The 25,507-nt window shown below is 72.9% G+C and carries 21 protein-coding genes; 8 read left to right on the top strand and 13 right to left on the bottom strand.

The features are described 5' to 3' along the window. Nucleotides 1-3: 3 nt before the first annotated feature. On the bottom strand, nucleotides 4-1,737 hold the full coding sequence (locus ACFYXK_RS06850) for an urease subunit alpha (protein WP_389410131.1): 1,734 nt from the start codon (nucleotides 1,735-1,737) through the stop codon (nucleotides 4-6). Continuing rightward, nucleotides 1,734-2,483: an urease subunit gamma gene (gene ureA / locus ACFYXK_RS06845; protein WP_389410130.1), complete on the bottom strand. Its 750-nt coding sequence runs from the start codon at nucleotides 2,481-2,483 to the stop codon at nucleotides 1,734-1,736. The genes ACFYXK_RS06850 and ureA overlap by 4 nt, the downstream gene beginning before the upstream one ends. A gap of 156 nt (nucleotides 2,484-2,639) precedes the next feature. Between ureA and ACFYXK_RS06840 the strand changes: the two genes are divergently transcribed. Continuing rightward, nucleotides 2,640-4,082 carry a cytosine permease gene (locus ACFYXK_RS06840; protein WP_389410129.1) on the top strand — a complete coding sequence of 481 codons (1,443 nt, stop codon included), beginning with the start codon at nucleotides 2,640-2,642 and terminating at the stop codon, nucleotides 4,080-4,082. An 81-nt stretch (nucleotides 4,083-4,163) separates the two neighbouring features. Here the strand turns inward: ACFYXK_RS06840 and ACFYXK_RS06835 are convergent, their stop codons facing one another. From ACFYXK_RS06835 to ACFYXK_RS06815, 5 genes are all read right to left on the bottom strand, one after another. Next, entirely contained in the window at nucleotides 4,164-4,598 is a 435-nt protein-coding gene (locus ACFYXK_RS06835; protein WP_389410128.1) for a hypothetical protein, read from the bottom strand. Nucleotides 4,599-5,006: 408 nt separating this feature from the next. Beyond that, nucleotides 5,007-6,092: a branched-chain amino acid aminotransferase gene (locus ACFYXK_RS06830; protein WP_389410127.1), complete on the bottom strand. Its 1,086-nt coding sequence runs from the start codon at nucleotides 6,090-6,092 to the stop codon at nucleotides 5,007-5,009. Between the two features lie 232 nt (nucleotides 6,093-6,324). Beyond that, nucleotides 6,325-7,365, bottom strand: a complete 1,041-nt coding sequence (locus ACFYXK_RS06825) for a 3-isopropylmalate dehydrogenase (protein ID WP_389410126.1) — start codon at nucleotides 7,363-7,365, stop codon at nucleotides 6,325-6,327. An 83-nt stretch (nucleotides 7,366-7,448) separates the two neighbouring features. After that, complete coding sequence (locus ACFYXK_RS06820) at nucleotides 7,449-7,577, bottom strand: hypothetical protein (RefSeq protein WP_266625109.1); 129 nt, start codon at nucleotides 7,575-7,577, stop codon at nucleotides 7,449-7,451. Between the two features lie 260 nt (nucleotides 7,578-7,837). Further along, nucleotides 7,838-8,734 carry a LysR family transcriptional regulator gene (locus ACFYXK_RS06815; RefSeq protein WP_389410125.1) on the bottom strand — a complete coding sequence of 299 codons (897 nt, stop codon included), beginning with the start codon at nucleotides 8,732-8,734 and terminating at the stop codon, nucleotides 7,838-7,840. Between the two features lie 101 nt (nucleotides 8,735-8,835). Between ACFYXK_RS06815 and ACFYXK_RS06810 the strand changes: the two genes are divergently transcribed. Beyond that, entirely contained in the window at nucleotides 8,836-9,852 is a 1,017-nt protein-coding gene (locus ACFYXK_RS06810; protein ID WP_389410124.1) for an NADP-dependent oxidoreductase, read from the top strand. Between the two features lie 119 nt (nucleotides 9,853-9,971). Beyond that, nucleotides 9,972-11,999, top strand: a complete 2,028-nt coding sequence (locus ACFYXK_RS06805) for a phosphocholine-specific phospholipase C (RefSeq protein WP_389410123.1) — start codon at nucleotides 9,972-9,974, stop codon at nucleotides 11,997-11,999. A gap of 4 nt (nucleotides 12,000-12,003) precedes the next feature. Here ACFYXK_RS06805 and ACFYXK_RS06800 read toward each other — a convergent pair whose 3' ends face one another. Continuing rightward, nucleotides 12,004-12,540 (bottom strand): GNAT family N-acetyltransferase, encoded by a 537-nt coding sequence (locus ACFYXK_RS06800; protein ID WP_389410122.1) that lies wholly within the window; start codon nucleotides 12,538-12,540, stop codon nucleotides 12,004-12,006. A gap of 99 nt (nucleotides 12,541-12,639) precedes the next feature. Between ACFYXK_RS06800 and ACFYXK_RS06795 the strand changes: the two genes are divergently transcribed. Then, nucleotides 12,640-13,344, top strand: a complete 705-nt coding sequence (locus ACFYXK_RS06795) for a nitroreductase family protein (RefSeq protein WP_389410121.1) — start codon at nucleotides 12,640-12,642, stop codon at nucleotides 13,342-13,344. On the opposite strand, the gene ACFYXK_RS06790 is transcribed toward ACFYXK_RS06795, so the two are convergent. After that, nucleotides 13,341-13,787, bottom strand: coding sequence for a MarR family winged helix-turn-helix transcriptional regulator (locus tag ACFYXK_RS06790; protein ID WP_389410120.1), 447 nt, complete (start codon nucleotides 13,785-13,787; stop codon nucleotides 13,341-13,343). The two genes, ACFYXK_RS06795 and ACFYXK_RS06790, sit on opposite strands and share 4 nt — an antisense overlap. 88 nt (nucleotides 13,788-13,875) lie before the next feature. On the opposite strand from ACFYXK_RS06790, the gene ACFYXK_RS06785 reads away from it, so the two are divergent. Further along, nucleotides 13,876-14,802 (top strand): zinc-binding alcohol dehydrogenase family protein, encoded by a 927-nt coding sequence (locus ACFYXK_RS06785; protein WP_389410119.1) that lies wholly within the window; start codon nucleotides 13,876-13,878, stop codon nucleotides 14,800-14,802. Nucleotides 14,803-14,881: 79 nt separating this feature from the next. On the opposite strand, the gene pruA is transcribed toward ACFYXK_RS06785, so the two are convergent. Together pruA and ACFYXK_RS06775 are read right to left on the bottom strand one after the other, a co-directional pair. Further along, nucleotides 14,882-16,513, bottom strand: coding sequence for an L-glutamate gamma-semialdehyde dehydrogenase (gene pruA, locus ACFYXK_RS06780; protein ID WP_389410118.1), 1,632 nt, complete (start codon nucleotides 16,511-16,513; stop codon nucleotides 14,882-14,884). A 31-nt stretch (nucleotides 16,514-16,544) separates the two neighbouring features. Further along, entirely contained in the window at nucleotides 16,545-17,471 is a 927-nt protein-coding gene (locus ACFYXK_RS06775) for a proline dehydrogenase family protein (protein ID WP_383515411.1), read from the bottom strand. Between the two features lie 199 nt (nucleotides 17,472-17,670). On the opposite strand from ACFYXK_RS06775, the gene ACFYXK_RS06770 reads away from it, so the two are divergent. Continuing rightward, a complete protein-coding gene (locus ACFYXK_RS06770; protein ID WP_389410117.1) occupies nucleotides 17,671-18,828 on the top strand; it encodes a PucR family transcriptional regulator in 1,158 nt (385 codons plus the stop codon). A gap of 65 nt (nucleotides 18,829-18,893) precedes the next feature. Here ACFYXK_RS06770 and ACFYXK_RS06765 read toward each other — a convergent pair whose 3' ends face one another. Further along, complete coding sequence (locus ACFYXK_RS06765) at nucleotides 18,894-23,276, bottom strand: CHAT domain-containing protein (RefSeq protein ID WP_389410116.1); 4,383 nt, start codon at nucleotides 23,274-23,276, stop codon at nucleotides 18,894-18,896. 189 nt (nucleotides 23,277-23,465) lie between these two features. Between ACFYXK_RS06765 and ACFYXK_RS06760 the strand changes: the two genes are divergently transcribed. Together ACFYXK_RS06760 and ACFYXK_RS06755 are read left to right on the top strand one after the other, a co-directional pair. Then, entirely contained in the window at nucleotides 23,466-23,885 is a 420-nt protein-coding gene (locus ACFYXK_RS06760) for a hypothetical protein (protein ID WP_389410115.1), read from the top strand. Next, nucleotides 23,882-24,820 carry a hypothetical protein gene (locus ACFYXK_RS06755; protein ID WP_389410114.1) on the top strand — a complete coding sequence of 313 codons (939 nt, stop codon included), beginning with the start codon at nucleotides 23,882-23,884 and terminating at the stop codon, nucleotides 24,818-24,820. Before ACFYXK_RS06760 ends, ACFYXK_RS06755 begins: the two co-directional genes overlap by 4 nt. A gap of 42 nt (nucleotides 24,821-24,862) precedes the next feature. Here ACFYXK_RS06755 and ACFYXK_RS06750 read toward each other — a convergent pair whose 3' ends face one another. Continuing rightward, nucleotides 24,863-25,453, bottom strand: coding sequence for a TetR/AcrR family transcriptional regulator (locus tag ACFYXK_RS06750; RefSeq protein ID WP_389410113.1), 591 nt, complete (start codon nucleotides 25,451-25,453; stop codon nucleotides 24,863-24,865). Nucleotides 25,454-25,507 lie beyond the last annotated feature (54 nt).

Here is a 25,507-nt window from a genome sequence, read left to right as displayed (position 1 = left end):
GGCTTACAGGAAGTACAGGCGGTTGAGGGAGACCGAGTCGGCCGCTTCGGAGCGCAGCGGGTCGCCGTCGAGGGTGACGAGCCCGCTGAGCGCGTCCACGTCGACCGCGCCCACCCGGGAGTTGAGGAGGAGGTTGCCCGGGCCGATGCCGCGGGTGCCGCGGACGGCGACCCGGCGGCGCCGGGTCGGCATCTCGTCGCTGCCCAGGGCCGCTGCGGCGGCCGAGACGAAGGCCACGGAGATGTCGGCGGCGGTGGCTCCGTACGAGCCGAACTGCGGGCCGAGGACCAGCGGTTCGCAGGTGTCGGTGGCCGCGTTGGGATCGCCGGTGACCCCGTACGCGGGGAAGCCGGACTTCAGGACCAGCTGCGGCTTGGCACCGAAGAACTGGGGGCGCCACAGCACGATGTCGGCGAGCTTGCCGACCTCGATGGAGCCGATCTCGTGGGCCAGTCCGTGGGCGATGGCCGGGTTGATGGTCAGCTTGGCCATGTAGCGCAGGACGCGGGCGTTGTCGTCGCCCTCGCCGTCGCCTTCGAGCGGGCCGAGCTCGCCCTTCATCTTGGCGGCCATGGCGAAGGTGCGGCGGATGGTCTCGCCGGCGCGGCCCATGCCCTGGGCGTCGGAGGAGGTGATGCCGATCGCGCCGAGGTCGTGCAGCACGTCCTCGGCGCCCATCGTGCCCGCGCGGATCCGGTCGCGGGCCATGGCGGCGTCGCCGGGGAGGTCCGGCTTGAGGTCGTGGACGGAGACGATCATGCCGTAGTGCTCGGCGACCGCGTCCCGGCCGAAGGGCAGCGTGGGGTTGGTGGAGGAGCCGATGACGTTCGGCACGCCGGCCATCTTGAGCACGTTGGGGACGTGTCCGCCGCCGCAGCCCTCGATGTGGAAGGCGTGGATGGTCCGCCCGTCCAGCACGCGCAGGGTGTCCTCCACGGAGAGGCACTCGTTGAGGCCGTCGCTGTGCAGGGCGACCTGGACGTCGTGCTCCTCCGCCACGCGCAGCGCCGTGTCCAGGGCGCGGGTGTGGGCGCCCATGTCCTCGTGGACCTTGAATCCGGACGCACCGCCCTCGGCCAGCGCCTCGACCAGCGGAGCGGCGTCCGAGGAGGAGCCGCGGGCGAGGAAGCCGATGTTGACGGGCCAGGCGTCGAAGGCGTTGAAGGCGTGCTTGAGGGCCCACGGCGAGTTGACGCCGACGCCCCAGACCGGGCCGAACTCCTGGCCGATGATCGTGGTGACGCCCGCGGCGAGCGAGGCCTCCATGACGCGCGGGGACAGCAGGTGGACGTGGGTGTCGACGGCGCCGGCGGTGGCGATCAGGCCCTCGCCGGAGACGATGCTCGTGCCCGTGCCGACGACGACGTCCACCCCGTCGAGGGTGTCGGGGTTGCCGGCCCGGCCGATCGCGTGGATCCGGCCCTCGCGGATGCCGACGGAGACCTTGCGGATGCCGAGGACGGCGTCGATGACCAGGACGTTGCTGATCACGACGTCGCAGGTCTCGCGGACGGCCGCGGCCTTCAGGTGCAGGCCGTCGCGGGCGGTCTTGCCGAAGCCGGCCAGGAACTCGTCGCCCGGCTTCTGGGCGTCGTGCTCGACCCGGACGGTGAGCCCGGAGTCCCCGAGCCGGACCCGGTCCCCGGCGCGGGGGCCGAAGACGGAGGCGTACTCGTGGGGGTCGATGTGCCGGCTGCCCGGAGCGCAGTGGTCGCTGTGCGGGGTCTTCTTGCTCATGCGGGGGCTCCTCCCGGGCGCGGGCTGTCGGTGTCGGGGGCGGCGGCTTCGCCGGAGGCCGGGGCCCCGGCGCCCAGGTAGCCGCAGGCGGCGGCGCGGCGCAGGGCCTCGTCCTTGGCCCCCGGCGCGTCCAGGGGGCCGTCGACCAGGCCGGCGAAGCCGATCGCGATGCGGTCGCCGCCGATGGGGACGAGGCCGACCTCGGCCCCGCCGTGCGGGTCGAACCGTACGGACGAGCCCGCGGGCACGCACAGCCGCATGCCGTAGGCCGCGGCACGGTCGAAGTCGAGGCGGGGGTTGGCCTCGAAGAAGTGGAAGTGGGACGTGACGCTCACCGGCACGGAGGCCGTGTTGCGCACGTGCAGGTGCAGCGCCGGCTCCGGCTGGGGGGCGCCGGGGCCGGGTACGACGGCTCCGGGGGCGTCCTCGCCGAGCGGTACCGCGCCCCGGATCGGGGCCGAGACCACCGCGAGACGGGAACCGTCGTCGAAGACGGCCTCCACGTGCACCTCGGTGACCACGTCGGACACGCCGGGCAGGACGTCGTCCGGGCCGAGCACGCTGCGGGCCTCCTCGATGGCCTCCGCCAGCCGCTTGCCGTCGCGCGCGGCCTCGCAGACCGTGTCCGCGATGAGCGCGGTGGCCTCGGGGACGTTGAGCCTGAGTCCGCGGGCCCGCCGGGCCCTGGCCAGTTCCGCCGCGCTGCGCAGCAGCAGCCGGTCGCGCTCCGTAGGGGTCAGCCGCACGCCGATCCACCACCTTTTGAGTCGATGGGTTAGAGCATCACTCTAACTCTTCATTTCTCGGCAATGAAGCATTGACCTGAGACCAGGGCTTAGGTCACATTGAGTGTCGCTCAAACACATGTGAACCACCCCCCGCCCTGCCAAGGGAGTCCCCCCATGCCCATCGAACAGCGCGGAGTCGACACCATCCCCGAGGAGGAGCGGACGAGCGGTCCCCGTGACCTGATCTCGATCCTGCTCGGCTCCAACCTGTGCCTCGGCGTGATCGTGTTCGGCTGGCTGCCCCCGTCCTTCGGACTGGGCCTGTGGCCCTCGGTCACCGCCATCGTGACCGGCACGCTCGTCGGCATCGCCTTCACCGCGCCGCTGGCGCTGGTGTCCCTGCGCACGGCGACCAACCTCTCCACCTCCAGCGGCGCCCAGTTCGGCGTGCGCGGCCGGCTCGTCGGCTCGGTCGTCGGCCTGCTGCTCGCCCTCGGCTACACGGCGCTCACCCTGTGGATCGGCGGCGACGTGATGGCCGGCACGCTGTCCCGGCTCATCGGCCTGCCCGACACGGGTGCCACGCGGGCCGTGATGTACGGCGTACTGGCCGCCTGTACCGTCGTCGGGGCCGTCTTCGGCTACCGGCTGCTGCTGCGCATGAGCAAGGTCCTGTCCATCGGCATGGTGGTCCTGCTCGCCGTCGGCATCTACGCCTACGCCCCCGACTTCACGACCGCCGCGCCGCCGGAGACCGCGTACCTGCTCGGCTCCTTCTGGCCGACCTGGCTGCTCGCCGCCGTCGCCGCCGGGCTCAGCGGCCCCGTCGCCTTCATCACCCTGCTCGGCGACTACACCCGCTACATCTCCCCCCGCAGGCACAGCTCCCGCAAGGTGTTCCGGGGCACCTGTCTCGGGCTGCTGATCGGCCTGCTGATCCCGCAGCTGTTCGGCACCTACACCGCGCTCGCCGCCAAGGCCGGCGCCGACTACGCCGGGCCCCTCGTCGAGGCCGCGCCGTTCTGGTACCTGCTCCCGCTGCTCGCCGCCGCGGCGGCAGGCTCGGTGGGCAACGCCGGGCTGATGCTCTACTCCATGGGCCTCGACCTCGACGCCATCGTGCCGAAGGCGACCCGGGCCAAGGCCACGCTGGTCGCGGCAGCCGTCGCCACCGGGTTCGTCTTCATCGGTTCCTTCGAGTGGGACGTGCAGTCCGCGATGACCTCGTTCGTCCTGCTGCTGACCGCGATCGGCACCCCGTGGGCCGTGATCACCCTGATCGGCTACGTCCGCTGCCGCGGGCAGTACGACGCCGATGCACTCCAGGTCTTCAACCGCCGCTCGGTGGGCGGGGTCTACTGGTACCGGGCCGGCTGGAACGTCGCCGCCACGGTCTCCTGGGCCGTGGGCGCCGGAGTCGGCCTGCTCGCCGTGACCACCCCGTTCTACGAGGGCCCGCTGCTCGCCCTGACCGGCGGCGTGGACTGCTCCTTCGTCCTCTCGGCCCTGGCCGGCGGCCTCGTCTACACGGCCTTGACCGCACGGCGCTCCCCCACCGCGGCCGGAACCGCGGAGCCGGCCGCACCGGCCGACAGGGTTGCGGTCGCCGCCGACTGACGGCGGACTCCGGGACCGGTGCGCGGCGCGGGCCCCGGGGGGACGTCCTCCCGGGGCCCGCGTGGCCGTCGCCGTCGCGCGCTAACGGCAGTTGTTCGCGGTCGTCGCCTGGGCGGCCGCCGTGTCCAGCGCCTGGATCTGCGGCTGGAGCTGGGTGATCGCGTCCTTGCCCGTGGTGTCGCCCGGAAGGTCCTCGTAGGCCTTCTTCAGGTTCTCCGCGGCCGTCGTGACGGCGTCCTTCTCGGCCGACTTCAGTGCCGAGCTGCTCTCCTTGACCTTCTTCCAGTCGGCCTGGACGGCGTCGTACGCCGACTTCAGCTGGTCCTTGGTGGCCGTGGCCGGGTTCAGCGCCTTGAGCGCGGCATTGTCCGACTTCAACTGGACCAGGCTGGTGCACAGCGCGGCGCTGGCCGACGAGGCCGCCTCCTCCGGCGTCGCGTTGTCGTCGCTGGAGCATGCCGAGGCGCCGAGTACCGCGGCCGCGCAGAGCAGGCCGGAGGCAACGAACCGCTTCATGGGGATCCGCCTTCCCGCCGGCCGTGACGGCCGGCGTACGAGAGATTCACGCCGCTGGGGGCGCACCGTGCCGCCCGGAGCCGGTGTCCGGCGCCGCATCGGCAGGCGTGATCAACGTCGCACGCCGGTACGTGCACTGCATCTCCGTGACGACCGGGCCCACGCGCCCCCACCGGGCGGCGGGCGGGGCCGAAAGACCCGCGGGCACTGCGGCAGGAGGGCCGCCGCGCCCGCGGCGGGCGACGGTGCGGAGCAGTCCCCGCGTACCCCCGTCCGGGTGGCACGGACGGGTGGCACGCACGGGTGCCCCGGCCCGCCCGCACCGCGCGGCGGACCGGGGCCCGGACGCACGAAGAGGCCCCGGCCTCCCGGCCGGGACCTCTTCTTCGCGGCGGGTGCGCGGCATCCCTAGCCGAGCGGGTGCATCCAGCCGTGGGTGTCGGCGGTGCGGCCGGTCTGGAGGTCCAGCAGGGCCTTGCGGAGCTTCATGGTGACCTCGCCGGGCTGCCCGTCGCCCTGGGTCCAGTTGGCGCGCTCGGACTTGACCGAGCCGACCGGGGTGATGACGGCGGCGGTGCCGCAGGCGAACACCTCGGTCAGGGTGCCGTTCTCGTTGTCGCGCTTCCAGTCCTCGGTGGAGATACGTCCCTCCTCGGCGGTGTAGCCGAGGTCGCGGGCGATGGTGAGGAGGGAGTCGCGGGTGATGCCCGGCAGGAGCGAGCCGGTCAGCTCCGGGGTGACGATGCGGTCGCCGTACACGAAGTACAGGTTCATGCCGCCCATCTCCTCGATCCAGCGGTGCTCGACGGCGTCGAGCCAGACCACCTGGTCGCAGCCGTGCTCGGCGGCCTGGGCCTGGGCCACGAGGGAAGCCGCGTAGTTGCCGCCGGTCTTGGCCGCACCGGTACCGCCCTTGACGGCGCGGACGTACTCCTCGGAGAGCCAGACGGAGACCGGCTTGACGCCGCCGGGGAAGTACGCGCCGGCGGGCGAGGCGATGACCATGAAGAGGAACTCGTTGGCCGGGCGGACGCCCAGGCCGACCTCGGACGCGAACATGAACGGCCGCAGGTACAGCGAGGCCTCGCCGGAGGAGGGCACCCAGGCCGCGTCCTGCTTGATGAGCGCGTCGCAGGCCTCGATGAAGAGATCGGCCGGCAGCTCCGGCATCGCCATGCGGCGGGCAGAGGCCTGGAAGCGCTCGGCGTTGGCCTGCGGGCGGAAGCTGGCGACGGTGCCGTCGGGCTGGCGGTAGGCCTTCAGGCCCTCGAAGATCGTCTGCGCGTAGTGCAGGGTCATGTTCGCCGGGTCCATCGACAGCGGCGCGTACGGGACCAGTTCGGCGTCGTGCCAGCCGCGGCCCTCGGTCCACTTGATCGTCACCATGTGGTCGGTGAAGTGGCGGCCGAAGCCGGGGCTGGCCAGGATCGCCTCGCGCTCCGCATCGGACAGCGGGTTCGAGGAGGGCTTGAGCTCGATCGTGGGCGTCGTCATGAGTGCTTGTCCTTCACCGGTTGTGTATGGCGGACCGCGCTCACGGCGTACTACGACGTCCGAGCTTCCCCGCATTCCGCGGTCTCGCGTTCGATTATCGCGCGCGAGGTGCCTTCGGAGAAGCGGGGTGAATGCGGCCCAGGGGAGATGGTGGCACCCGGGGCCGCACAGGAAAAGCCGCCGGGTGCGTCGTGCGCGCGACCCGGCGGCTTCCTGAGGTGGAGCTGCCGGGTCAGCCGGCTACTCGTGCGGCGAGCGCGTCGCCGATCTCGTCGGTGGTGCGGAAGGTCCCGTCGCGCTCCGCGAGGTCGGCGGTGACCGCGTCCTCGATGCGGGCGGCCTGTGCCTCGTGGCCGAGGTGGCGCAGCAGGAGGGCGACGGACAGGATCGTCGCGGTCGGGTCGGCCTTGCCGGTGCCCGCGATGTCCGGGGCCGAGCCGTGGACGGGCTCGAACATGGACGGGAAGGCGCCGGTCGGGTTGATGTTCCCGGAGGCGGCGAGGCCGATTCCGCCGGTCACGGCGGCGGCCAGGTCGGTGAGGATGTCACCGAAGAGGTTGTCCGTCACGATGACGTCGAAGCGCTCGGGCTGCGTGACGAAGAAGATCGTCGCGGCATCGACGTGCAGGTAGTCGGTGGTGACCCCGGGGTACTCCTGGCCGACCTTGTCGAAGATGTTCTTCCACATGTGGCCCGCGTACACGAGGACGTTGTTCTTGTGGACCAGCGTCAGCTTCTTGCGCGGGCGGGAGTTGGCCCGCTCGTACGCGTCGCGGACGACGCGCTCGACGCCGTACGCGGTGTTGATGCTGACCTCGGTGGCCACCTCGGCGGGGGTGCCGGTGCGCAGGCTGCCGCCGTTGCCGGTGTACGGGCCTTCGGTGCCCTCGCGGACCACGACGAAGTCGATCTCCGGACGGCCGGCGAGCGGGGTGGCCGTGTTCGGGAAGAGCTTCGACGGGCGCAGGTTGATGAAGTGGTCGAACGCGAAGCGGAGCTTGAGCAGCAGGCCGCGCTCCAGGACGCCCGACGGGACCGACGGGTCGCCGATGGCGCCCAGCAGGATCGCGTCGTGGTGCTTGAGCGCCTCGAGCTCGTCGTCCGGGAGGGTCTCACCGGTGCGGTGCCAGCGCGTGGCGCCGAGGTCGTACTGCTTGGTCTCCAGCTTCACATCCTGGGGCAGGACCGCGGTAAGGACCTTGAGGCCCTGAGCCACGACTTCCTGGCCGATGCCATCACCGGGGATCACTGCGAGATTGATGCTGGTCGACATGTCGGAACCGTACTCCCTGTCCCAGCCCTCAGACATCTTGCGTCCACCATGTGGACGCAGATGTCCGAGGCGCCGGGCCTCGCTCAGTGGCCGGTCGAGCCGCCGTTGTCACGGCGGTCGAGGGCACGCTGGAGGGCGGCGGCGGCGTTCTTGCGGTCGGCGTCGGCCGTGGAGGAGTGGCGGACGCGGCGGGCTGCGGTGGATGCGGTCATGGTGATCGACTCCTTGAGATCACGGCGTGGCGAAGCCACGGATGAGGGGTTCCTTCAAGGCGCCGGAAGAGGCGGGGAGCTGTGCGCCGCAGGGGTTGCCTGCCAGGGGCGCGCGCTCTCGGCCGCCATTCGCCGGATCGGCGAGACGTTCGGCTTCTACAAAGCTAGGGCAGGTCCCGCTGTATGTCTCCGCAATTACTCGGACTTCCTACTATCTGAGACGGGCAACCGCCCGGAGGGCCCCCTCCCGGGCATCCGATTCAGCGCGTCTCGGAGCGAAGTTCCCTGATCAGAGCCCTTACGCCGAGGGTGGCGGCCAATTCCGGCGTGGTGACGTATCCCACGCGCCTCACCGGGCCCGAAGGGCCCAGTCCGGTGATGTCCACGGCGTCCGTGGCCTCGCGGAGCGAGAGCTCGGGCAGGATCGCCATGCCGAGCCCGCGCCCGACCATGGTCAGCACCATCGCGTCGTCCTCCGCCTTGACGGTGGCCCTCGGGATCCAGTCCTGGGCCTGCCACCAGTCGCGGGTGTACGAGCCGCAGTTCTCGTCCCAGTCGAGCAGGGGCAGCGCCTTCGGGTCGGCGTGTCCGGCGGGGTGCACCAGGGCGTACGCCTCCTCCCGGAGCACCCCCGTCAGCAGGCCCGCGGCGCCGCCCTCCGGTACGGGCCCCGCCGCATTCAGCGTGGCGATGCCCAGGTCGGCGCGGCCGGCGGCCACCTCCCCGGCCGTACCGGGGCCGAGCTCGCGCACCACCCGGACCTCGGGCCGGATGCCGGGGTGGCGGGCCGTGAGCCGCTCCAGGGCCGGGGGCAGCAGGTGCAGGGCCGCGCTGCGGAACGCCGCGATGCGCAGCACCCCCTGGGCCGTGCCGCCCTCCGGGGCGGTCCGCCCGGCGCTGCGCGCCTCCGCGCCGAGGACCTCGTACAGCCGCAGGATCCGGCGGGCGAGGCCGACGGCCCGCTCCCCCGCCGGGGTGGGCGAGGCGCCGGTGCGCCCGCGCTCGAAGAGCACCGCGCCGACCTTGGCCTCGCTGCCGCGCACGGAGTGCGACACGGCCGACTGGGTCAGGCCGAGCCGGGCCGCCGCGGCGGAGAAGCCGCCGGTCTCGGCGACGGCGACCAGGATCCGGAGTTCGTGCGGAGCGAGCTCGGCCACGGCGGCTCTCACCTCGTTCTATGAGCGGTGTTCATGAATGTGCGGCTTCCATGAACGCAACCCTCTGCCCGGGCCGGTGATTCCTTCCTAACGTCCTCGCCATGACCACGAACCGCACCGCCCACGCCGTCCACCTGATCGCCCGCCCCACCGGCTTCCCCTCCCCGGCCGACTTCGCGTACGTCGAGACCCCGGTCCCCTCCCCCGCCCCGGGCACCGCCCTGGTGCAGAACCTCCTGCTCTCGGTGGACCCGTACCACCGCGGACTGATGGACGGCGGCGAGGGCGGCTTCGAGCTGAACACCCCGCTGGAGGGCCGCGCGGTGGGCCGGGTCCTCGCCTCCCGCGACCCGGGGCTGCGCGAGGGCGACCTGGTCTTCCACCGCGAGGGCTGGCGTACGCACGCCCTCGTCACGCTCGGCGTGGACGGCACCCGGAAGCTGCGCGGCCACGAGGGCGTCCCGCTGGAGGCGTACCTGGGCATCCTCGGCGGCACGGGCCTGACCGCGTACGCCGCCCTCACCCGGACGGCGGCCCTGCGCGAGGGCGAGGACCTCTTCGTCTCGGCGGCAGCGGGCGGGGTCGGCACCGCGACCGGCCACATCGCGCGGCTGCTGGGCGCCCGCCGGATCATCGGCAGCGCGGGCTCGGCGGCTAAGGTCCGCCACCTGACCGACGTGCTCGGCTTCGACGCGGCCTTCGACTACCACGACGGGCCGGTCGGCGAGCAGCTCGCCGAGGCCGCACCCGAGGGCATCGACGTGTACGTGGACAACGTGGGCGGGGACCACCTGGCGGGCGCGATCGACGTGCTGCGCGAGTACGGGCGGATCGCCTGGGTCGGCGGGATCTCGATGTACAACGGGGACCGCTCGCCGGCCGCGCCGCGCAACCTCTTCGAGGTCGTCCACAAGTCGCTGCGCCTGGAAGGCGTATTGGTTCGAAACCACACCAATCTGCAAGACGAGCTGGAGGACTTCCTGGTCCCGCACCTGCAGAGCGGCCGCATCGGCACGGACACCACCGTTGTGCAGGGAATCGATCACACGGTGGACGCCTTCCTGGGCGTACTCCGCGGGGACAATCTGGGCAAGATGCTCGTCCGTCTCGAGGGCTGAATCCAGCCAACCGGATGTTCACCGACTTCTTACCGCACGGATGTAGACCTTTGACGCGGCGCCCGCCACTCTTTCCGTCAATGTGCCAGCGGGGCACTTGAGTTGGAGGCGAGTAGCCAGTGACACCGATCAGCCGCAGAGGTTTCGTGGGAATCGGCGCCGGGCTGATGGCCGGTGCCGCCCTGCCGGCGATCGCGCCGACGTCGGCGGCAGCGGCCGCCGCGAGCGGCACGATCACCGACGTGAAGCACGTCGTGATCCTGATGCAGGAGAACCGCAGCTTCGACCACTACTTCGGCAGGCTGAAGGGCGTCCGCGGCTTCGGCGACCGCGCCGCCGGCAACATCCCGGGCGGCTGGGGCATGTTCAACCAGCCCAACTGGGGCGGCCGCCAGTACCCGTGGAAGCTCAGCGCCACCCCGCCGGCGGGCGGCGTGGACGGCGAGACCCTGGCCCAGTGCAACGGCGACCTCCCGCACAGCTGGACCTCGCAGCACGCCGCCTGGAACAAGGGCCGCATGGACAACTGGGTCACCGGAGTCGGCAACACCCGCACCCTCGGCTACCTGGACCGCGGGGACATACCCTTCCATTACGGGCTCGCCGACAACTACACGATCTGCGACGCCTACTTCTGCTCCACGCTGAGCGCGACCGGCCCGAACCGCACCTTCCTGTGGAGCGGCAAGGTCGACGCGGGCAGCAAGGACGGCGGCGACGAGTCCGGGCTGACCTGGGAGACGTACGCGGAGGCCCTCCAGCGCGCCGGCATGAGCTGGAAGGTCTACCAGAACGCCCAGGACAACTACGGCGACAACGGGCTCGCCTACTTCAAGAAGTTCACGGACGCGGCGCCCGGCAACCCGCTGTGGGACCGCGGCATGGGCTCCGTCCCCAAGGTCACCGGCTCCACCCCCGACGACATCGCGGCCGCGATCCGCGCGGACGTCGTCGCCGGCACCCTGCCCCAGGTCTCCTGGGTCGTCGCCAACGAGGCCTTCTCCGAGCACCCGTACGCCCCGCCCGGCGACGGCGCGCACTTCGTGGACCTGGTCTACCGGGCGCTGGCCGCGAACCCCGAGGTCTTCGACTCCACCGTCCTCTTCCTCAACTACGACGAGAACGACGGCTTCTTCGACCACGTGCCGCCGCCGGTCGCCCCGCCCGGCACCCCCGGCGAGTACATCGACGGCACCCCGATCGGGCTCGGCTTCCGCGTGCCCATGCTGGTCATGTCCCCGTGGACGCGCGGCGGCTGGGTGAGCTCGGAGGTCTTCGACCACACCTCGGTGCTCCGCTTCATGGAGACCTGGACGGCGGCCCTCGGCACCCCGGCGACCTGCCCGAACATCAGCGCCTGGCGCCGCAAGGTGGTCGGCGACCTCACGGGCGTCTTCGACTTCGCGCACCCGGTGTACGGGGTGCCGTCCGGGCTGCCCTCGACCGCGAAGGTCATCGGCCAGTCGACCTGCGGCCCGCTGCCCAACCCGGCGCCGCAGGACAACGCGCTCCCGGCGCAGGAGGCCGGCACCCGCCCGGCGCGGGCCCTTCCGTACCAGGTGAACGGCAATCTGGACCGCTTCGAGTTCGGCGCGGCCGGGAAGATCCTGGCCTGGTTCTCGATGACCAACCAGGGCACGCAGGCGACGCGGCCGGCGCACTTCTCGATCCACCCGCACCAGTACCGGGACACGGCGGCCTGGCAGTACACGGTCGACCCGGGCGCGACGTCGACGGACTACTTCAACATCGGGCTCGGCAGCGGCTCCGGCAAGTACGACATCTCGATGTACGGGCCGAACCGCTTCCTGCGCCGGTTCATCGGCGACGCGTCGAAGGCGGGCAAGGCGATCGAGGTGGCGGCCCGCTTCGCGGTGGAGCCGGGCACGGGCAGGACGGCGGTCTACTTCAAGATGACGAACACGTCGGCCGCTCCCGTCACCTTCACGATCCGCTCGAACGCCTACCGCTCGGACGGCCCGTGGACGTACACCGTCCCGGCGAACTCCTCGCGCGAGGACTACTTCAACGCGGTCGCCTACAACGACGGCTGGTACGACTTCACGATCGTCGCGGACAACGACGGCACCTGGTCGCGCCGCTACACGGGACACATCGAGACGGGCGCGCCGAGCATCTCGGGCTGACGGCCTACAGCACGTCCCCGTCCCTCCAGTCGAAGTCGAGCCGCCCGGCGAGGTCGTCCAGGACCCCGCCGGGCGGGAGCCACACGTACGTCGACCCCTCCTCGTCGGGGAGCCGTACCGGCCCGGCGGGCGACAGCGCCCCGATCCGCCCGCCCCACACGGCCCACCCCCGTCCCGCGTACAGCCGGGCCCCGTCGTCGGATGCCGACAGGGCCCCGAGCACGTAGGCCCGCTCGATGACGCCCTCGAGCCCGGCCATGACCTGCCCGCCGAGACCGCTCCGGCGCCGGTCCGCCCGTACGGCCACGGCCTCGACGTACCCGGTCCGCAGGGCCCGTCCCCCGTGCAGCACGCGCCGCTGCACCACGCTCCCGTGCGCGACGAGCTCCCCGCCCTCGCGCACGAGCACGTGCATGCCGCCGAGCGCGTGCTCGAAGTCCTCGTCCCCGAAGTCCCCGCCGAAGGCCCGGTCGAGCAGCTCCCGCAGCTCGCGGAGCTCGCCGTTCCCGAGCTGGGAGGTGTGCTTCAGCAGTACGTCCATACGGCGAAGCTATCAACGGTCCCGGGAAAGGCCGGAAATACGCGAGGGCGACCGGAACGGGCCCTGGCCCGGGCCCGGTCCCCGCGTGAGGATCGGTCCATGTCGCCCGAGACCGAACAGCAGTGGACCCCGACCCACGGCGAGCCGTATCGCCCCGTCGCCTACCGGCCCGAGCGGATGCCGAGCGGGGAATCGCTCGCGCGCACCGCGCAATTGCGGGCGAGCATGGACGGGCGGCGCACGGTCCGCCGGTTCTCCCCCGACCCCGTACCGGAGCAGGTCGTCCGGGACGCCGTCGCCTGCGCGGCGACCGCCCCCTCCGGGGCGCACCAGCAGCCGTGGACCTTCGTCCTGGTCAAGGACCCGGCCGTGCGGCAGCAGATCCGCGCGGCCGCCGAGCAGGAGGAGCAGCTCTCCTACGACGGCCGCCTCGGCGACGAATGGCTGGCCGCCCTGCGCCCCCTCGGCACGGACGCGGTCAAGGCCCACCTCACCGACGCCCCCGCCCTGATCGTCGTCTTCCAGCAGCGCTACTGGCTCGGCCCGGACGGCACGAAGCGCAAGCACTACTACGTGGACGAGTCGGTCGGCATCGCGGTCGGCATGCTGCTGACCGCCCTGCACCTCGGCGGCCTCGCCGCCCTGATCCACACCCCGAGCCCGATGCGCTTCCTCTCGCACGTCCTGCACCGCCCGGAGAACGAGAAGGCCTTCGCGGTCATCCCCGTCGGCTACCCGGCCGACGACTGCCAGGTCCCGGACCTGATCCGCAAATCCCTGGACCAGGTCCTGGTCGAGGTCTAGGTCTGCGGATCACCGGGAGCTTCGTGGATGCGGGTCAGGAGGGTGGTCAGCTGTTCGCGTTCCGCCGGGGTGAGGGGGGACAGGAACGCGGCGTTCGCCGTCTCGGCCAGGGCGGCGCAGCGGGTGAGGGCGGCCGCGCCCGCGGGGGTCAGGGTGACGGCGTTCTTGCGGCGGTCCGCCGGGTCCGGGGCGCGCAGGAGGAGGCCGGCGCCTTCGAGGTGGTTGAGGAGCCCGACCAGGTCCTTGGGGTCGATCCCGAGCCGGCGGCCGAGGTCGGCCTGGGCCACCGGGCCGTACTCGGCGGTCGCCGCCAGCACCGCGTGGTGCGCGAGCTTCAGCCCTTCCGCGGCGAGCGCCTCGGCGACCAGGCCGCGGCCGCGCGCCGCGACCCGGCCGACGAGCCAGCTCGGGAGGGCCTGGATGTGTGCGAGGGCCGAGGTCATGGGCCCAGCCTAACAATTCATTGGGATTCCCCACGATCCCGTATATCGTTGGGACGCCCAATGAATCCGACCCGGTCCGGGAGGTCCTGTGCTGCGCATCCGCCACGAAGTCAACGGCGGCCCCGAGGTGCTGTTCGCCGAGGACGCGGCCGTGCCCGCGCCCGGACCCGGGGAGTTGCTCGTCGCGGTCGAAGCCGTCGGGGTCACGCTGCCCGTCGTGCGCAAGGTGCGGGAGGGCGGCGGGGCGATACCGCTCGGCGGGGAGGTCGCGGGGACCGTGGCGGCGCTCGGCGAGGGGGTGCGGGGCTTCGCGATCGGCGACCGGGTCACCGGCCTGTGCTTCGGCCACGGGTACGCCGAGTACGCGCTCCTCGCGGTCCCCTTCGCCTCCGCCGTTCCCGAGGGGGCGAGCTCCGTGGACGCCGTCGCGCTGGTGCGCAGCGGGCTCGTCGCCCGGGGCGCCCGGGAGGCCGGGCAGGTCCGGCCCGGGGAGTCCGTGCTGGTCACGGCCGCCGCGAGCGGGGTCGGCAGCCTCGCGATCCAACTGGCACGGGCGGGCGGGGCGGGCCGGCTGGTCGCCGCCGTCTCCAGCCCGGACAAGGCCGCCTTCGTACGCGGCCTCGGCGCCGACGAGGTCGTGCTGTACGAGGACCCGGCCGCCTGGGGCCACCCGTACGACGTGGTCCTCGACGGGGTCGGCGGCGAACTGCTCGGCCCCGCCGTGCGGGCCCTGGCCACGGGCGGCCGGCTGGTGGCGTACGGCTCGGGCGGCGGCACGGTGGAGGCGTACGAACTGCTGGTGCGCGGCGCCTCGGTGATCGGCTTCCAGGTCCGGGCCGTCGCCCAGGGCCGGCCCGAGGTCTTCGAGGGCTGGCGGCGCGAGCTGTGGAAGGCGTACGCGGACGGCTCGCTGCGCCCCGCCGTGCACGAGGAGATCCCGCTGGCCGAGGCGGCCCGTGCGCACACGCTGATCGAGGAGCGGCGCAACCTCGGCAAGGTGGTCCTGATCCCCTGACGGAACGGGGCACGACTGGAACCGCCCCCGATCCGGACTTGGGGGTACCGGAACGGGGGCGGGGTTCAGCGGGGCAGGATCAGCCCATGTGCGGGTACGCGTAGTCCGTCGGCGCGACCAGGGTCTCCTTGATGGAGCGCGTCGAGGTCCAGCGCTGCAGGTTGCTCGCCGCGCCCGCCTTGTCGTTCGTACCCGAGGCACGGCCGCCGCCGAAGGGCTGCTGGCCGACGACGGCGCCGGTCGACTTGTCGTTGATGTAGAAGTTGCCCGCCGCGAAGCGGAGCTTCTCCATCGCGTCCGCGGCCGCGTAGCGGTCGGCGGCGATGATCGAGCCGGTCAGCGCGTACGCCGAGACGGACTCCATCTGGGCCAGCATCGCGTCGAAGTCTGCGTCCTCGTAGACGTGGACCGCCAGGATCGGGCCGAAGTACTCGGTCGTGAAGACCTCGTTCTCCGGGTCGGTGCACGCGATGACGGTCGGGCGGACGAAGTAGCCCTCCGAGTCGTCGTACGTGCCGCCCGCGATGATCGTGCAGGTCGGGTCGGCCTTGGCCCGGTCGATCGCGGCCTTGTTCTTCGCGTACGAACGCTCGTCGATGACGGCGCCGATGAAGTTGGTCAGGTCGCGGACGTCACCCATGGTGATGCCGTCGACCTCGGCCGCGAAGGCCTCCTTGAAGCCGTCGTTCCAGATGGAGGCCGGGACGTAGGCGCGCGAGGACGCCGAGCACTTCTGGCCCTGGAACTCGAAGGAGCCGCGGGTCAGGGCGGTCTTCAGGACGGCGCGGTCCGCGGACGGGTGCGCGACGACGAAGTCCTTGCCGCCGGTCTCGCCGACGAGGCGCGGGTAGGACTTGTACTTCTCGATGTTGTTGCCGACCGTCTTCCACAGGTACTGGAAGGTCTTGGTCGAGCCGGTGAAGTGGATGCCGGCCAGCTCGGGGTGGTTCAGGGCCACCTCGGAGACCGCGATGCCGTCGCCCGTCACCAGGTTGATGACGCCCTTCGGCAGGCCGGCCTCCTCCAGGAGCTCCATCAGGAGGACCGCGGAGTGGGTCTGCGTCGGGGACGGCTTCCAGACGACCACGTTGCCCATCAGGGCGGGGGCGGTCGGCAGGTTGCCGGCGATGGCCGTGAAGTTGAACGGGGTGATCGCGTAGACGAAGCCCTCGAGCGGGCGGTGGTCGCTGCGGTTCCACACGCCGGCGGAGTTCGCGACCGGCTGCTCGGCCAGGATCTGGCGGGCGAAGTGGACGTTGAAGCGCCAGAAGTCGACGAGCTCGCAGGGGGTGTCGATCTCGGCCTGCTGCGCGGTCTTCGACTGGCCCAGCATGGTCGAGGCGGCCAGCTTCTCGCGCCACGGGCCCGACAGCAGCTCGGCGGCGCGCAGGATGATCGCGGCGCGGTCGTCGAAGGACATCGAGCGCCAGGCCGGGGCGGCGGCCAGGGCGGCGTCGACGGCCTCCTGGGCATCGGCCTGGGTGGCGTTGGCGTAGGTGCCGAGCACGGACTTGTGGTCGTGCGGCTGGACCACGTCGAAGCGCTCGCCCCCGCCCATGCGCTTGACGCCGTTGATCGTCATCGGCAGGTCGATCGGGTTCTCGGACAGCTGCTTGAGCTGCGTTTCGAGACGCGCGCGCTCCGGGGTGCCGGGGGCGTACGAGTGGACCGGCTCGTTGACCGGCGCGGGGACCTGGGTCACAGCATCCATGGGACTGGTAACTCCTTGACCTGGTTCTTGGCTAGTTCTTGGTGATCATCGAGCGGAGGAAGAACAGGAGGTTGGCCGGCTTCTCGGCGAGGCGCCGCATGAAGTAGCCGTACCAGTCCGTCCCGTACGCGGTGTAGACGCGCATGCGGTGGCCCTCGGCGGCGAGCCGCAGGTGCTCCTCGCTGCGGATGCCGTACAGCATCTGGAACTCGTACTCGTCCAGCTTGCGCCCCGCCTTGCGGGCGAGCTCCTGGGCGATGGCGATGAGGCGCGGGTCGTGCGACCCGATCATCGGGTAGCCCTCGCCCTCCATCAGCGTCTTCAGGATGCGGACGTACGCCTTGTCGATCTCGGCCTTGTCCTGGTACGCGACCTCGGCGGGCTCCTTGTACGCGCCCTTGACGATCCGGACGCGGCTGCCGGCGGCGGCCAGGCGGCGGGCGTCGGCCTCGGTGCGGAAGAGGTACGCCTGGATCACGCAGCCGGTCTGCGGGAAGTCCCGGCGCAGCTCCTCGTGGATGGCGAACATCGAGTCGAGGGTGGTGTGGTCCTCGGCGTCCAGCGTGACGGTGGTGCCGATGGCCGCGGCGGCCTCGACGACCGGGCGGACGTTGGCGAGAGCGAGCTCGTGGCCGCCCTCCAGCGCCTGGCCGAACATCGACAGCTTGACGGACATCTCCACCGTCTCGCCCAGTTCCAGGGCGGCCAGGTGCTCGATGAGCTCGAGGTAGGCGTCACGCGCGGCGTAGGACTGCTCCACGGTGGTGATGTCCTCGCCCACCACGTCGAGCGTGATCTCGAGGCCCTTCTGCGTGAGGTCCACGACGATCGGGATGACCTGGTCGACCGTCTCGCCGGGGATGAACCGGTTCACCACGGGCTTGGTCACCGGGGCGGCAGAGACGATTCGGCGCATCTTGTCGCTGCGCGAAGCGGCGAGGATCGCGGGACCCAGCACGGGGCACCTCCAACAGGTGGCAGAAGCAGACATACGGTCCGCGCGGGGGTGGGCGGGGGCCGTAAGGAAAACGCATGTAAAACCACCGTGAAACCTAAGGATCGCTTTGATCCTCTGCCATCGACAGCTGTCACGCATCCGTGTCCCCGATCTCATACATCTGTCTGAAGACCGGGTTTCCGGGTGGGAGAATGTCCGGGTGAAGGGCGATTACCAGGACCTGGTGGATGAGATCTCGGCGCTTCTCGGCGCTCCGGCGACGCTGGAGAACCGGGACTTCCGCCTCATCGCCTTCGGCGCGCACGACAGCGACGACGACCTCGCGATGGACCCGGTACGCACCCGCTCGATCCTGACCCGCCAGTCGACGGCGGCCGTACGGGCGTGGTTCGAGGCGTTCGGCATCGCGCGCGCCACCGGCCCGGTACGGATCCCGGCGGCACCGGACGCGGGGGTCTTCCGGGGGCGGATCTGCCTGCCGGTGCGCTACCGCGGCATCGTGCAGGGCTACGTATGGCTCCTCGACCAGGACCCGGGCCCCGGGCCGGACGTCCTGGCGGCGGCCATGGAGGTGGCCGAGCGGATCGGGATCCTGCTCGCCGAGGAGGCGAAGGCGGGGGCCGACCTGTCCCGGGAGTTCCTCGCGGTGCTCACGGCCGGCCGGGGCTGGCAGCAGGACATGGCGGTGGCCGCGCTGCGGGTGGCACTGGGCCCGGGGGCGGACGGACTGCACGCGGTGGTGTGCGTGACGCCGTGGGCCGGCGAGGCCCCGGCGTCGGTGCCGGGCACGGCGGCGGTGTGCACCGTGCCCGCGCCGGGGCGCCAGGCCCTCGCCGTGCTGGTCAGGCTCCGCTCGGCGGAGGTACTCGTCCCCGCCATGGGCGTCGCGACGCGGCTGCTGCCCCACGCCGACACGTCGGCCGCCCGGCCTCACGCGGGCCCCACCGCCGGGATCGCGGAACCCCGCCGGGAGCTGGCCGCGCTGGCCGACGCCTGGGCGGAGGCCTCGGCGGCGGCGCAGGCGGCCGCGGCCCAGCCCCGGTTCGGCCCGGTGGCCCAGTGGTCGGCGATCGGCCCGTACCGGATGCTGGCGGCGCTCGCGGCCGCCGACCGCGAGGGCGACCCGGCGACCCGGGTCCTGCTCGGCCCCGCTCACCGGGAACTCGCCCGGACCGCCGAGCTGTTCCTGGACTGCGCGGGCCAGGCGGGGCGCGCGGCGGCGGCCCTGGGCATCCACCGCCAGACCCTGTACTACCGGCTCGGCCGGGTGGAGCAGCTGACCGGCCTGGACCTGGACGAGGGCGAGGACCGCCTGTTGCTCCACATGGCGCTCAAGGCGGCCCGCCTGCACGGCTGATCGCAGATCCGCCGGGCCGCCGGCAGGGGCCTGCCGACGGGGCGCCGACGCCGGACGCCGGGCGCTCAACTGCCCGTGTGCGTATGGGCGGCCCACAGTCCGGGGCTGTTCGGGTAGCGGGCGCGCATGCGCCTGACGGCGTGGTGCAGGGCATGCGCGCTGAAGCCCGTGCGGGGCGCAGTGGTGCCGTCGGCGGTGAGGTGGGCGTAGAACTCGGCGGCCAGCTCGGCGGCGGCGCGGTCGTCGACCGACCAGAGGGTGCCGATCACGTGCTGGTAGCCCGCGATCTGGAACGCACCGGTGATGTGGAGCGATTCATCGGCCAGACGGGACGGGGAGACACCGGTGTCGCACGCCGACAGATAGCTCAGCGAGGCGCTCAGCCGCAGGGCGCTGATGTCGGCGAGGGTCAGCGGGGCCTCGGCGTGGTCGCTCAGCACGAGGTGGCTGCGCGCCGGGTCGTCCGGGTCTGCGTAGCCGTGGCAGGCGAAATGGGCCGTGCCGTGGCGGGGCAGCGCCGCCAGCACGCCGGCGCGGGTGGCGCCGGTCAGCACCCGGGCGTCCGGCACCATCCCGGTGATGGCGCGGATCTCGTCGGCGATCCCCGGGAGCGGCATGTCGGGGATGTCGGGCACGGGCACGATCAGGGTGCCGTCCTCCACGGCGCTCGACCGGCGTGCGCGCGCATGGGCCAGCACCCGGACGGTCGTGGTGTACGAGGAGACGACGCGGTCCATCAGCGTGGTGTCGGCCGGCCCGTCCGTCGTGCGGCCCGCGGCGTGGATCGGGAGGAAGGCGAGGATTCCGACCGGGCACCACCACACCCGCGGCCAGGCTTCGCCGCTTCGGGGAGCGGCGGTGTGGCCGAGGTGTTCCAGGACGGGCTCGGCCACGGCGGTCCACAGCCACTCCAGGACGGCGAGGACGTCCCGCTGTGCCCTGATGCGGTTCACTGGGTCGAGCGCGGGGTCGACGGCCCTCCGCCGGGCGGTGAGGAGCCGGTTGGCCCATGCGTAGGCGTCGTCGTGGGCGAGGCCGGTCAGCGGCACCACCTCGACGGGTTCCCCGTCTCCGCCGTCCCTCAGGACCAGCGCGTCACAGCGTGAGCGGCTGGTGGTCACGAAGACGACGGGCCCTTCCTGCGCCTGCCGGGACAGAAGGCGGACGGAGGGGGCCTCCAGGAAGTCCTCGCACCCCGGAACCGAGCGGATGCGCGCCAGCAGCCCCTGCCAGGCCTCGAAGGCCTCGCGCCGGTCCGCGGCCAGCCGCCGCCCGGCATCCGGCTCCGGCCCGGTGCCGGCGCCCGGCACCGGATGGCGGCCGTGCGCGGGGGCCGGCCGGTCCGGGGTCGTGAGGCGGGCGCGCAGCCGGTCGAGCTCCACCGCCAGGTGGGGGGCGTGTTCGTCGAGCCGCGCGCGGTCGTCGCCGGGCACTGCGAGCGCGTCGGCGGCGAGGATGCCCCGTACGCGTTCCAGCAGTTCGACCGCGCGAGCCGGGCGGCCCGCGAACAGGGCGGCTGCGGCGGCCTCGCCCGCCAGGTCGGCGACCCGGCCGATCTGGTGCTCCCGGTCGGCACGGGTGAGGCTTCCCGGCGCGAGGGTCCCCACCAGGTCGATCGCCTGCTCCACGGCCCGCAGCCCCTCCTCGGCACGCCCGGGTTCCGTGGACACCCGTGCGAGACGCCGGTGGGCGTCGATGCGCAGGAACGTCGAGGCGGCCGTGCTCCCGCCCGCCTCGCGGTAGCAGCGGCGTGCCTCGTCGAGCAGGTCGCCCCGTCCGTCGTGGTCGGACCTGGTCTGCAGGGCGGTCCCCAGGTTGATGAGGTACGCGGCACGTTCCGGGTGGTCGTCGGGCGTGGCCCGCACGGCCTCGCGCGCCGCCTGCGCCGCTTCGTCCAGGATCCGGGGGTCCATCAGTTCCCGGCTGTGCAAGAGCCACTCGATCGTGCCGCCGAGGGGGTTCTCGAACTGTGCCGCCTCGTCGATGCTCACGCTCCCCGGCTCCTTGAACGTGCGCCTCGCCTTCCTGAACGTGGTCACCAGGGTCGCGGCGAGGCCGTTCAACTGCCCGGCGTACTGGGGCCGGTCCTGGGGCGTGAGCGCCAGCGCCTGCCGCGAAATCCGCAACGCCTCCAGGAGCGGGCCGATCTGCTGGGTGCGCTCGTGCAGCGCACCCAGGATGCCCGCGAGGTTCCTCAGCCGTCCGGCCCGGGCCGGATGGCCGTCCGGGGTGAGCGCCACGGCCTCGCGGACGGCCTCGACCGCCTCCTCCAGATCGGCCGGCCGGCGCGTGCGCTCGTACAGGTGGTGGAGGGCGCTCGCGACGTTGTTCAGGTACATCGCGCGTTGCGGATGGTCCCGGGGCGTGAGTTCCACTGCCTCGCGCTCGGCCCGGACCGCCTCTTCCAGCGGTGCGGTCTCGCCGGTGCGTGCGTGGAGGTGGCCCAGGGCGCCGCCCAGCGCGGTCAGGGTCTGCGCGCGATCGGGATGGCCGGCCGGGGCGTCCGCCACCGCCTCCCGCCCGATCCGCACCGCCTCCTCCAGGACGGCCGGCTGCGCCGTGCGGACGTACAGCCGCAGCAGCGCGTTCTCCAAGTTGAGCAGGTGCAGGGCGCGTTCGGGGCGTCCGGGGGGCACGAGTGCGAGGCCCTCGCGCTCGGTCCCGATCGCCTCGTGCAGGAGGTCCGGCCGTCCGGTCTGCTCGTACAGCCCGGCCAGCGCGCCGGCGAGGTTCGTCAGCCGGGCGGCGCGGTGGACGTCGTCGGCCGGGGCGGCTGCCACCGCCTCGCGTCCGGTCCGCACCGCCCGCTCCAGCAGTTCCGGTCGGCCGGTGCGCTCGAACAGCGTCTGGAGGCCGATGGTGAGCTCGTCCAGACCCGCGCCGCGCTCGGGATCGTCCGGGGACGCCGCCTCCGTGGCCTCGCCGAGGACCTGGAGCGACTCCTCCAGCACGCCCGCGCGGTCGGTCGCGGCGAACAGGAGCCGCAGTTGGCCGTGGAACATGCGGACGGCCGAGGCCCGGCGATCGTCTCGGGGCATCGCCGCCACCGTCTCGCGCATGATCCGCACCGCCTCCTCCAGTACGTCCACCTCACGCGTGCGCTCGGCCAGGAAGCCCAGTACGAGTCCGAGGTGTTCGAGCTGCGCGGGGCGCAGGGGGTGGTCCGGCGGCGTCGCCGCCAGCGCCTCCCGTCCGAGCGGCGCCGCCTCTTCCAGGAGGGCGAGCCGTTTCGATGCGACGTAGAGCGTGAGCAGCGCTTCGCCGAGGTTCGCCACCACGCGGAGCCGGTGGGGCGAGTCGGGCGGTGTGGCGGCCGCCGCTTCCCGTCCGTACCGGACCGCTTCCTCCAGCAGCTCCGGCCGCTCGGTGTGCCGGTACAGCACCCGGAGGGAGGTCTCGAGGTTGATCAGGTACCTGAGGCGGTCGGGATGGCCCTGGGGCGCGAGGGAGACCGCTTCGCGAACGGCCTCGGCGGCCTCCTCCAGCGCACCGGGCCTTCCGGTGTGCCGGTACTCGGCTTCGAGGGCGCTGCCGAGCACGTCGAGGAGTCCGGCACGGCGCGGATCCTGCGGTGGGGTACGGGCCACGGCCTCGCGCGCGGCCCGGACGGCGCCCTCCCCTTCCTGCGTCCGCCCCCTGCGCTCGGCCTGGATGTCGAGGAGATGGACGAGGCTCGCCAGTTCCGAGGCCTGGCCCGGATGTCCGGGCGCAGTGAGCGCCACCGTCTCCTGCGCGGTCCGTACCGCCTCGTCCAGCACGGCCATGTCGTCGGTGCGGTGGTACAGATGCCGCAGGGAGACGGCGAGGTTGCTCAGGTGGTGGCGCCGCCCGGGGTCTGCGGGCGGGCTGAGCGAGACCGCCTCGCGGCTCGCCGCCACCGCCTCCCGCAGGTGGTCCGTCTCCCCGGTCTCCTCGAACAGCATCCCAAGGGCGGTGCCCAGATCGGTCAGCCGGCCGGCGCGTCCGGGGCCGTCCGGCGGGGCGGCGTCGAGTGCCCCGCGCAGCAGGAGGACCGCCTCGTCCAGCGCCTGCCGGCGACGCGTGCGCCGGTATTCGTCGACCAGGCCCAACGCCCGTCGCCTGAGTCCGGCCGGGCCCTGCGCACCCGCCGTGCGGTGCGGTGCGGGCGGGGACTTCGCCAGGTGGTCGGCGAGCGCGGCGCGTACGGGTTCGGGGACGCGCTCCGGGTCGGCCCGGAACACGGGAGTCAGGAACCGTACGACGGAGGCCACGTCGTTCGGGCCGGCCGAGCCGGCCAGGGCCACGCAGCGCAGCCAGTGGTACCAGCCCAGAGCGTGCGCCGTCGCCAGGTCGCCCGCCGGGTCGGGTGATTCCAGGAGGACGGACGCGGCCCGGGCGGCCGCGTCGTCGAGTATCAGCGCGGGGTCCGTGGCCGCTCGGGCGACATGGTCGCGGAGGACTCCGAGCGCCGCCTCACGGTCCGGCATGACCCGCCACGCCTGCCGCCACGCCTGCCTCCAAGTGCCCGTCCCGGTCGCCGACTTGTGGATCGTACCCACGCCCCGCCGGGTGCGGCGTAGGCTTTTCCGGACGACGATGGCGCATTCGGCGGGGCGGTCCCGCCGCATCGGCAGGCGAGCCGCCGGGACGGGGCCGAGCGGGAGGACACCTCGGATATGGACGCGGCAGTCAGGAGCAGGGCGGGGCTGCTGTGCGACCAGCTCAGCCGCTGGCCGTCCCTGCGGGAGATCATCCGGGAGGGCGGGGCCGGAGCCGAGCTCGACGAACTGCTCGCACTGCTCGCCGGCTCGGCCGAACCCGCCCCGCCGCGGATGGCCGAACTGGTCGACGCCGTCGAGCGGTCCTGCGCGCGGCAGGGCCTGGCGGGGTGGACCAGTCGCGAGGGCGTCCCGCTCCCCGGGGTCCCGGCCCTGCCCCCGGGGATGACCGGCACGGCCGGGGTGGCCGGCTGGACCTGCCCCTTCGCCCGGTGCGACCGCGTGGTCACCCCGGACGAGTCCCCGCGCCCGCCCGAGTGCGCGGCCGCCCACGGCCGGGATGCCCGGATGAAGCCCTACCGGCCCGTGGCCTCGTGAGCACCTTCCTGACCCAGATCGGCACGAAACTCGCCGACCGGTGGCTCGGCGCCGTGCTCCTGCCGGGCCTGCTGTGGATCGCCCTGCTCGCCGCCGGACTGCACCTGGGTCAGGGCCGGCCGTTCGCCGCCGGGCGACTGGCGGCGTGGCTGGACCGGCTCGCTTCCCGCCCTGCCGCGCACACCTCCCTCACCGCCGTGCTCGCCGCGGGCGCCGTCCTCCTGGCGGCGGCCGGGATCGGCCTGCTGGCCGGGGCCCTGGGCGGCCTGGTCGAGCGGGTGTGGGCCCTGCCCGCCGGCCCGCCCCCGGCGGCCTGGCTGCTCCGACGCCGCCAACGGGCGTGGGACGAGGCGACGCGCCGTCTGAAGGCCGCGATCCTGCAGGCCGCACAGCCCCCGCACCCCGGACTCGACCCCGCCCGGGCCGCCGCCCTGGTGCGGGCCTGCCGGCGTCGCCGCGACCGGCTCGGACCCGCCCGGCCCGTGTGTCCGACGCGGATCGGCGACCGCTTCGCGCGGACCACCGCACGGGCCGCCGCGGTCAACGGGGTCGAGGACTTCGCGCTCGTGTGGCCACGGTTGTGGAGCGTCCTGCCCGACGAACTGCGCACCGACATCGCCACCGCGCGCACCGGCTACGCCTCGACGGCACGCCTGGCGGCCTGGGGCCTGCTCTACACCCTGCTCGCTGCCGTCTGGTGGCCGGCCGCCCTGATCGGTCCCGCCGTTGTCGCTTGCGCCGTGCCGCGCTCGCGCGCCGCCGCCGGAGCACTGGCCGAGCTGATCGAGAGCGCCACCGACCTGTACCTGGGGGACCTGGCCGAACGGCTCGGCGTCACCGCCGCGCCGACGGCCGGCGGCACCGGAGAAGCCGTCACGGCCCGGCTGCGTGACGCCGTCGCCGCGCCGCAGGGCCCGGCCGGCCGGGCCTCCTGACGGGATCCCGGCCGGCTCGAGGCCCGACGGCCCGACGGCGGCTCAGACCGCGTCGCCGCCCTTGCCCTCGGTGAGCATCTCCGCGGTGCGCCGCATGCCCTCCGTCAACTCCTCCGCGGTGACCGCGCCTTCCGGGTTGAACAGCCACTGCGCCATCACTCCGGTCAGCAGGGCCTCGTACAGCGCGCCGAGCGTCCGCTCGTCCCGCTCGTCGAGGTCCTCCTCGGGGATGCCGGTGAGCAGTGCGATGAGCCCGCGGCGACCCTCCCCCTGGGAGGCGGCCAGCATCGCCCGCAGCTGCGGCATCCGGTCACGGCTGAGCGCGACCTCCATGCTGGCCGCCCAGATCGGGGCCGACTCCTCCTGACGGTCGATCACGCCGTCCCACACGGAGCGGAAGCGCTCCAGCGAGCCCCCCTCGCCGGTCACCTCCGGCGAGAAGGAGTCGCCCCACTCCTGCGCGAGTTCGACGTAGGCCTGCGTCAGCAGGGCGTCCTTCGAGCCGTAGTGGTAGCCGATCGACGCCAGGTTCGCCCCCGAGGCGTTGACGATGTCGCGCGCGGTCGTCCGCACGAAACCCTTCTCGACCAGGCACTTCTTGGCGCCTTCGAGCAGATCTTCACGGTGTCCCATGAGCTCACCGTATCAAGACAACCGTCATAGACAACCGTTCCATACATCTGTACT

This window comes from Streptomyces sp. NPDC002209 (genome assembly GCF_042890265.1).
Lineage (GTDB): Bacteria > Actinomycetota > Actinomycetes > Streptomycetales > Streptomycetaceae > Streptomyces.
This window is presented reverse-complemented; position numbering and strand designations above follow the sequence as displayed.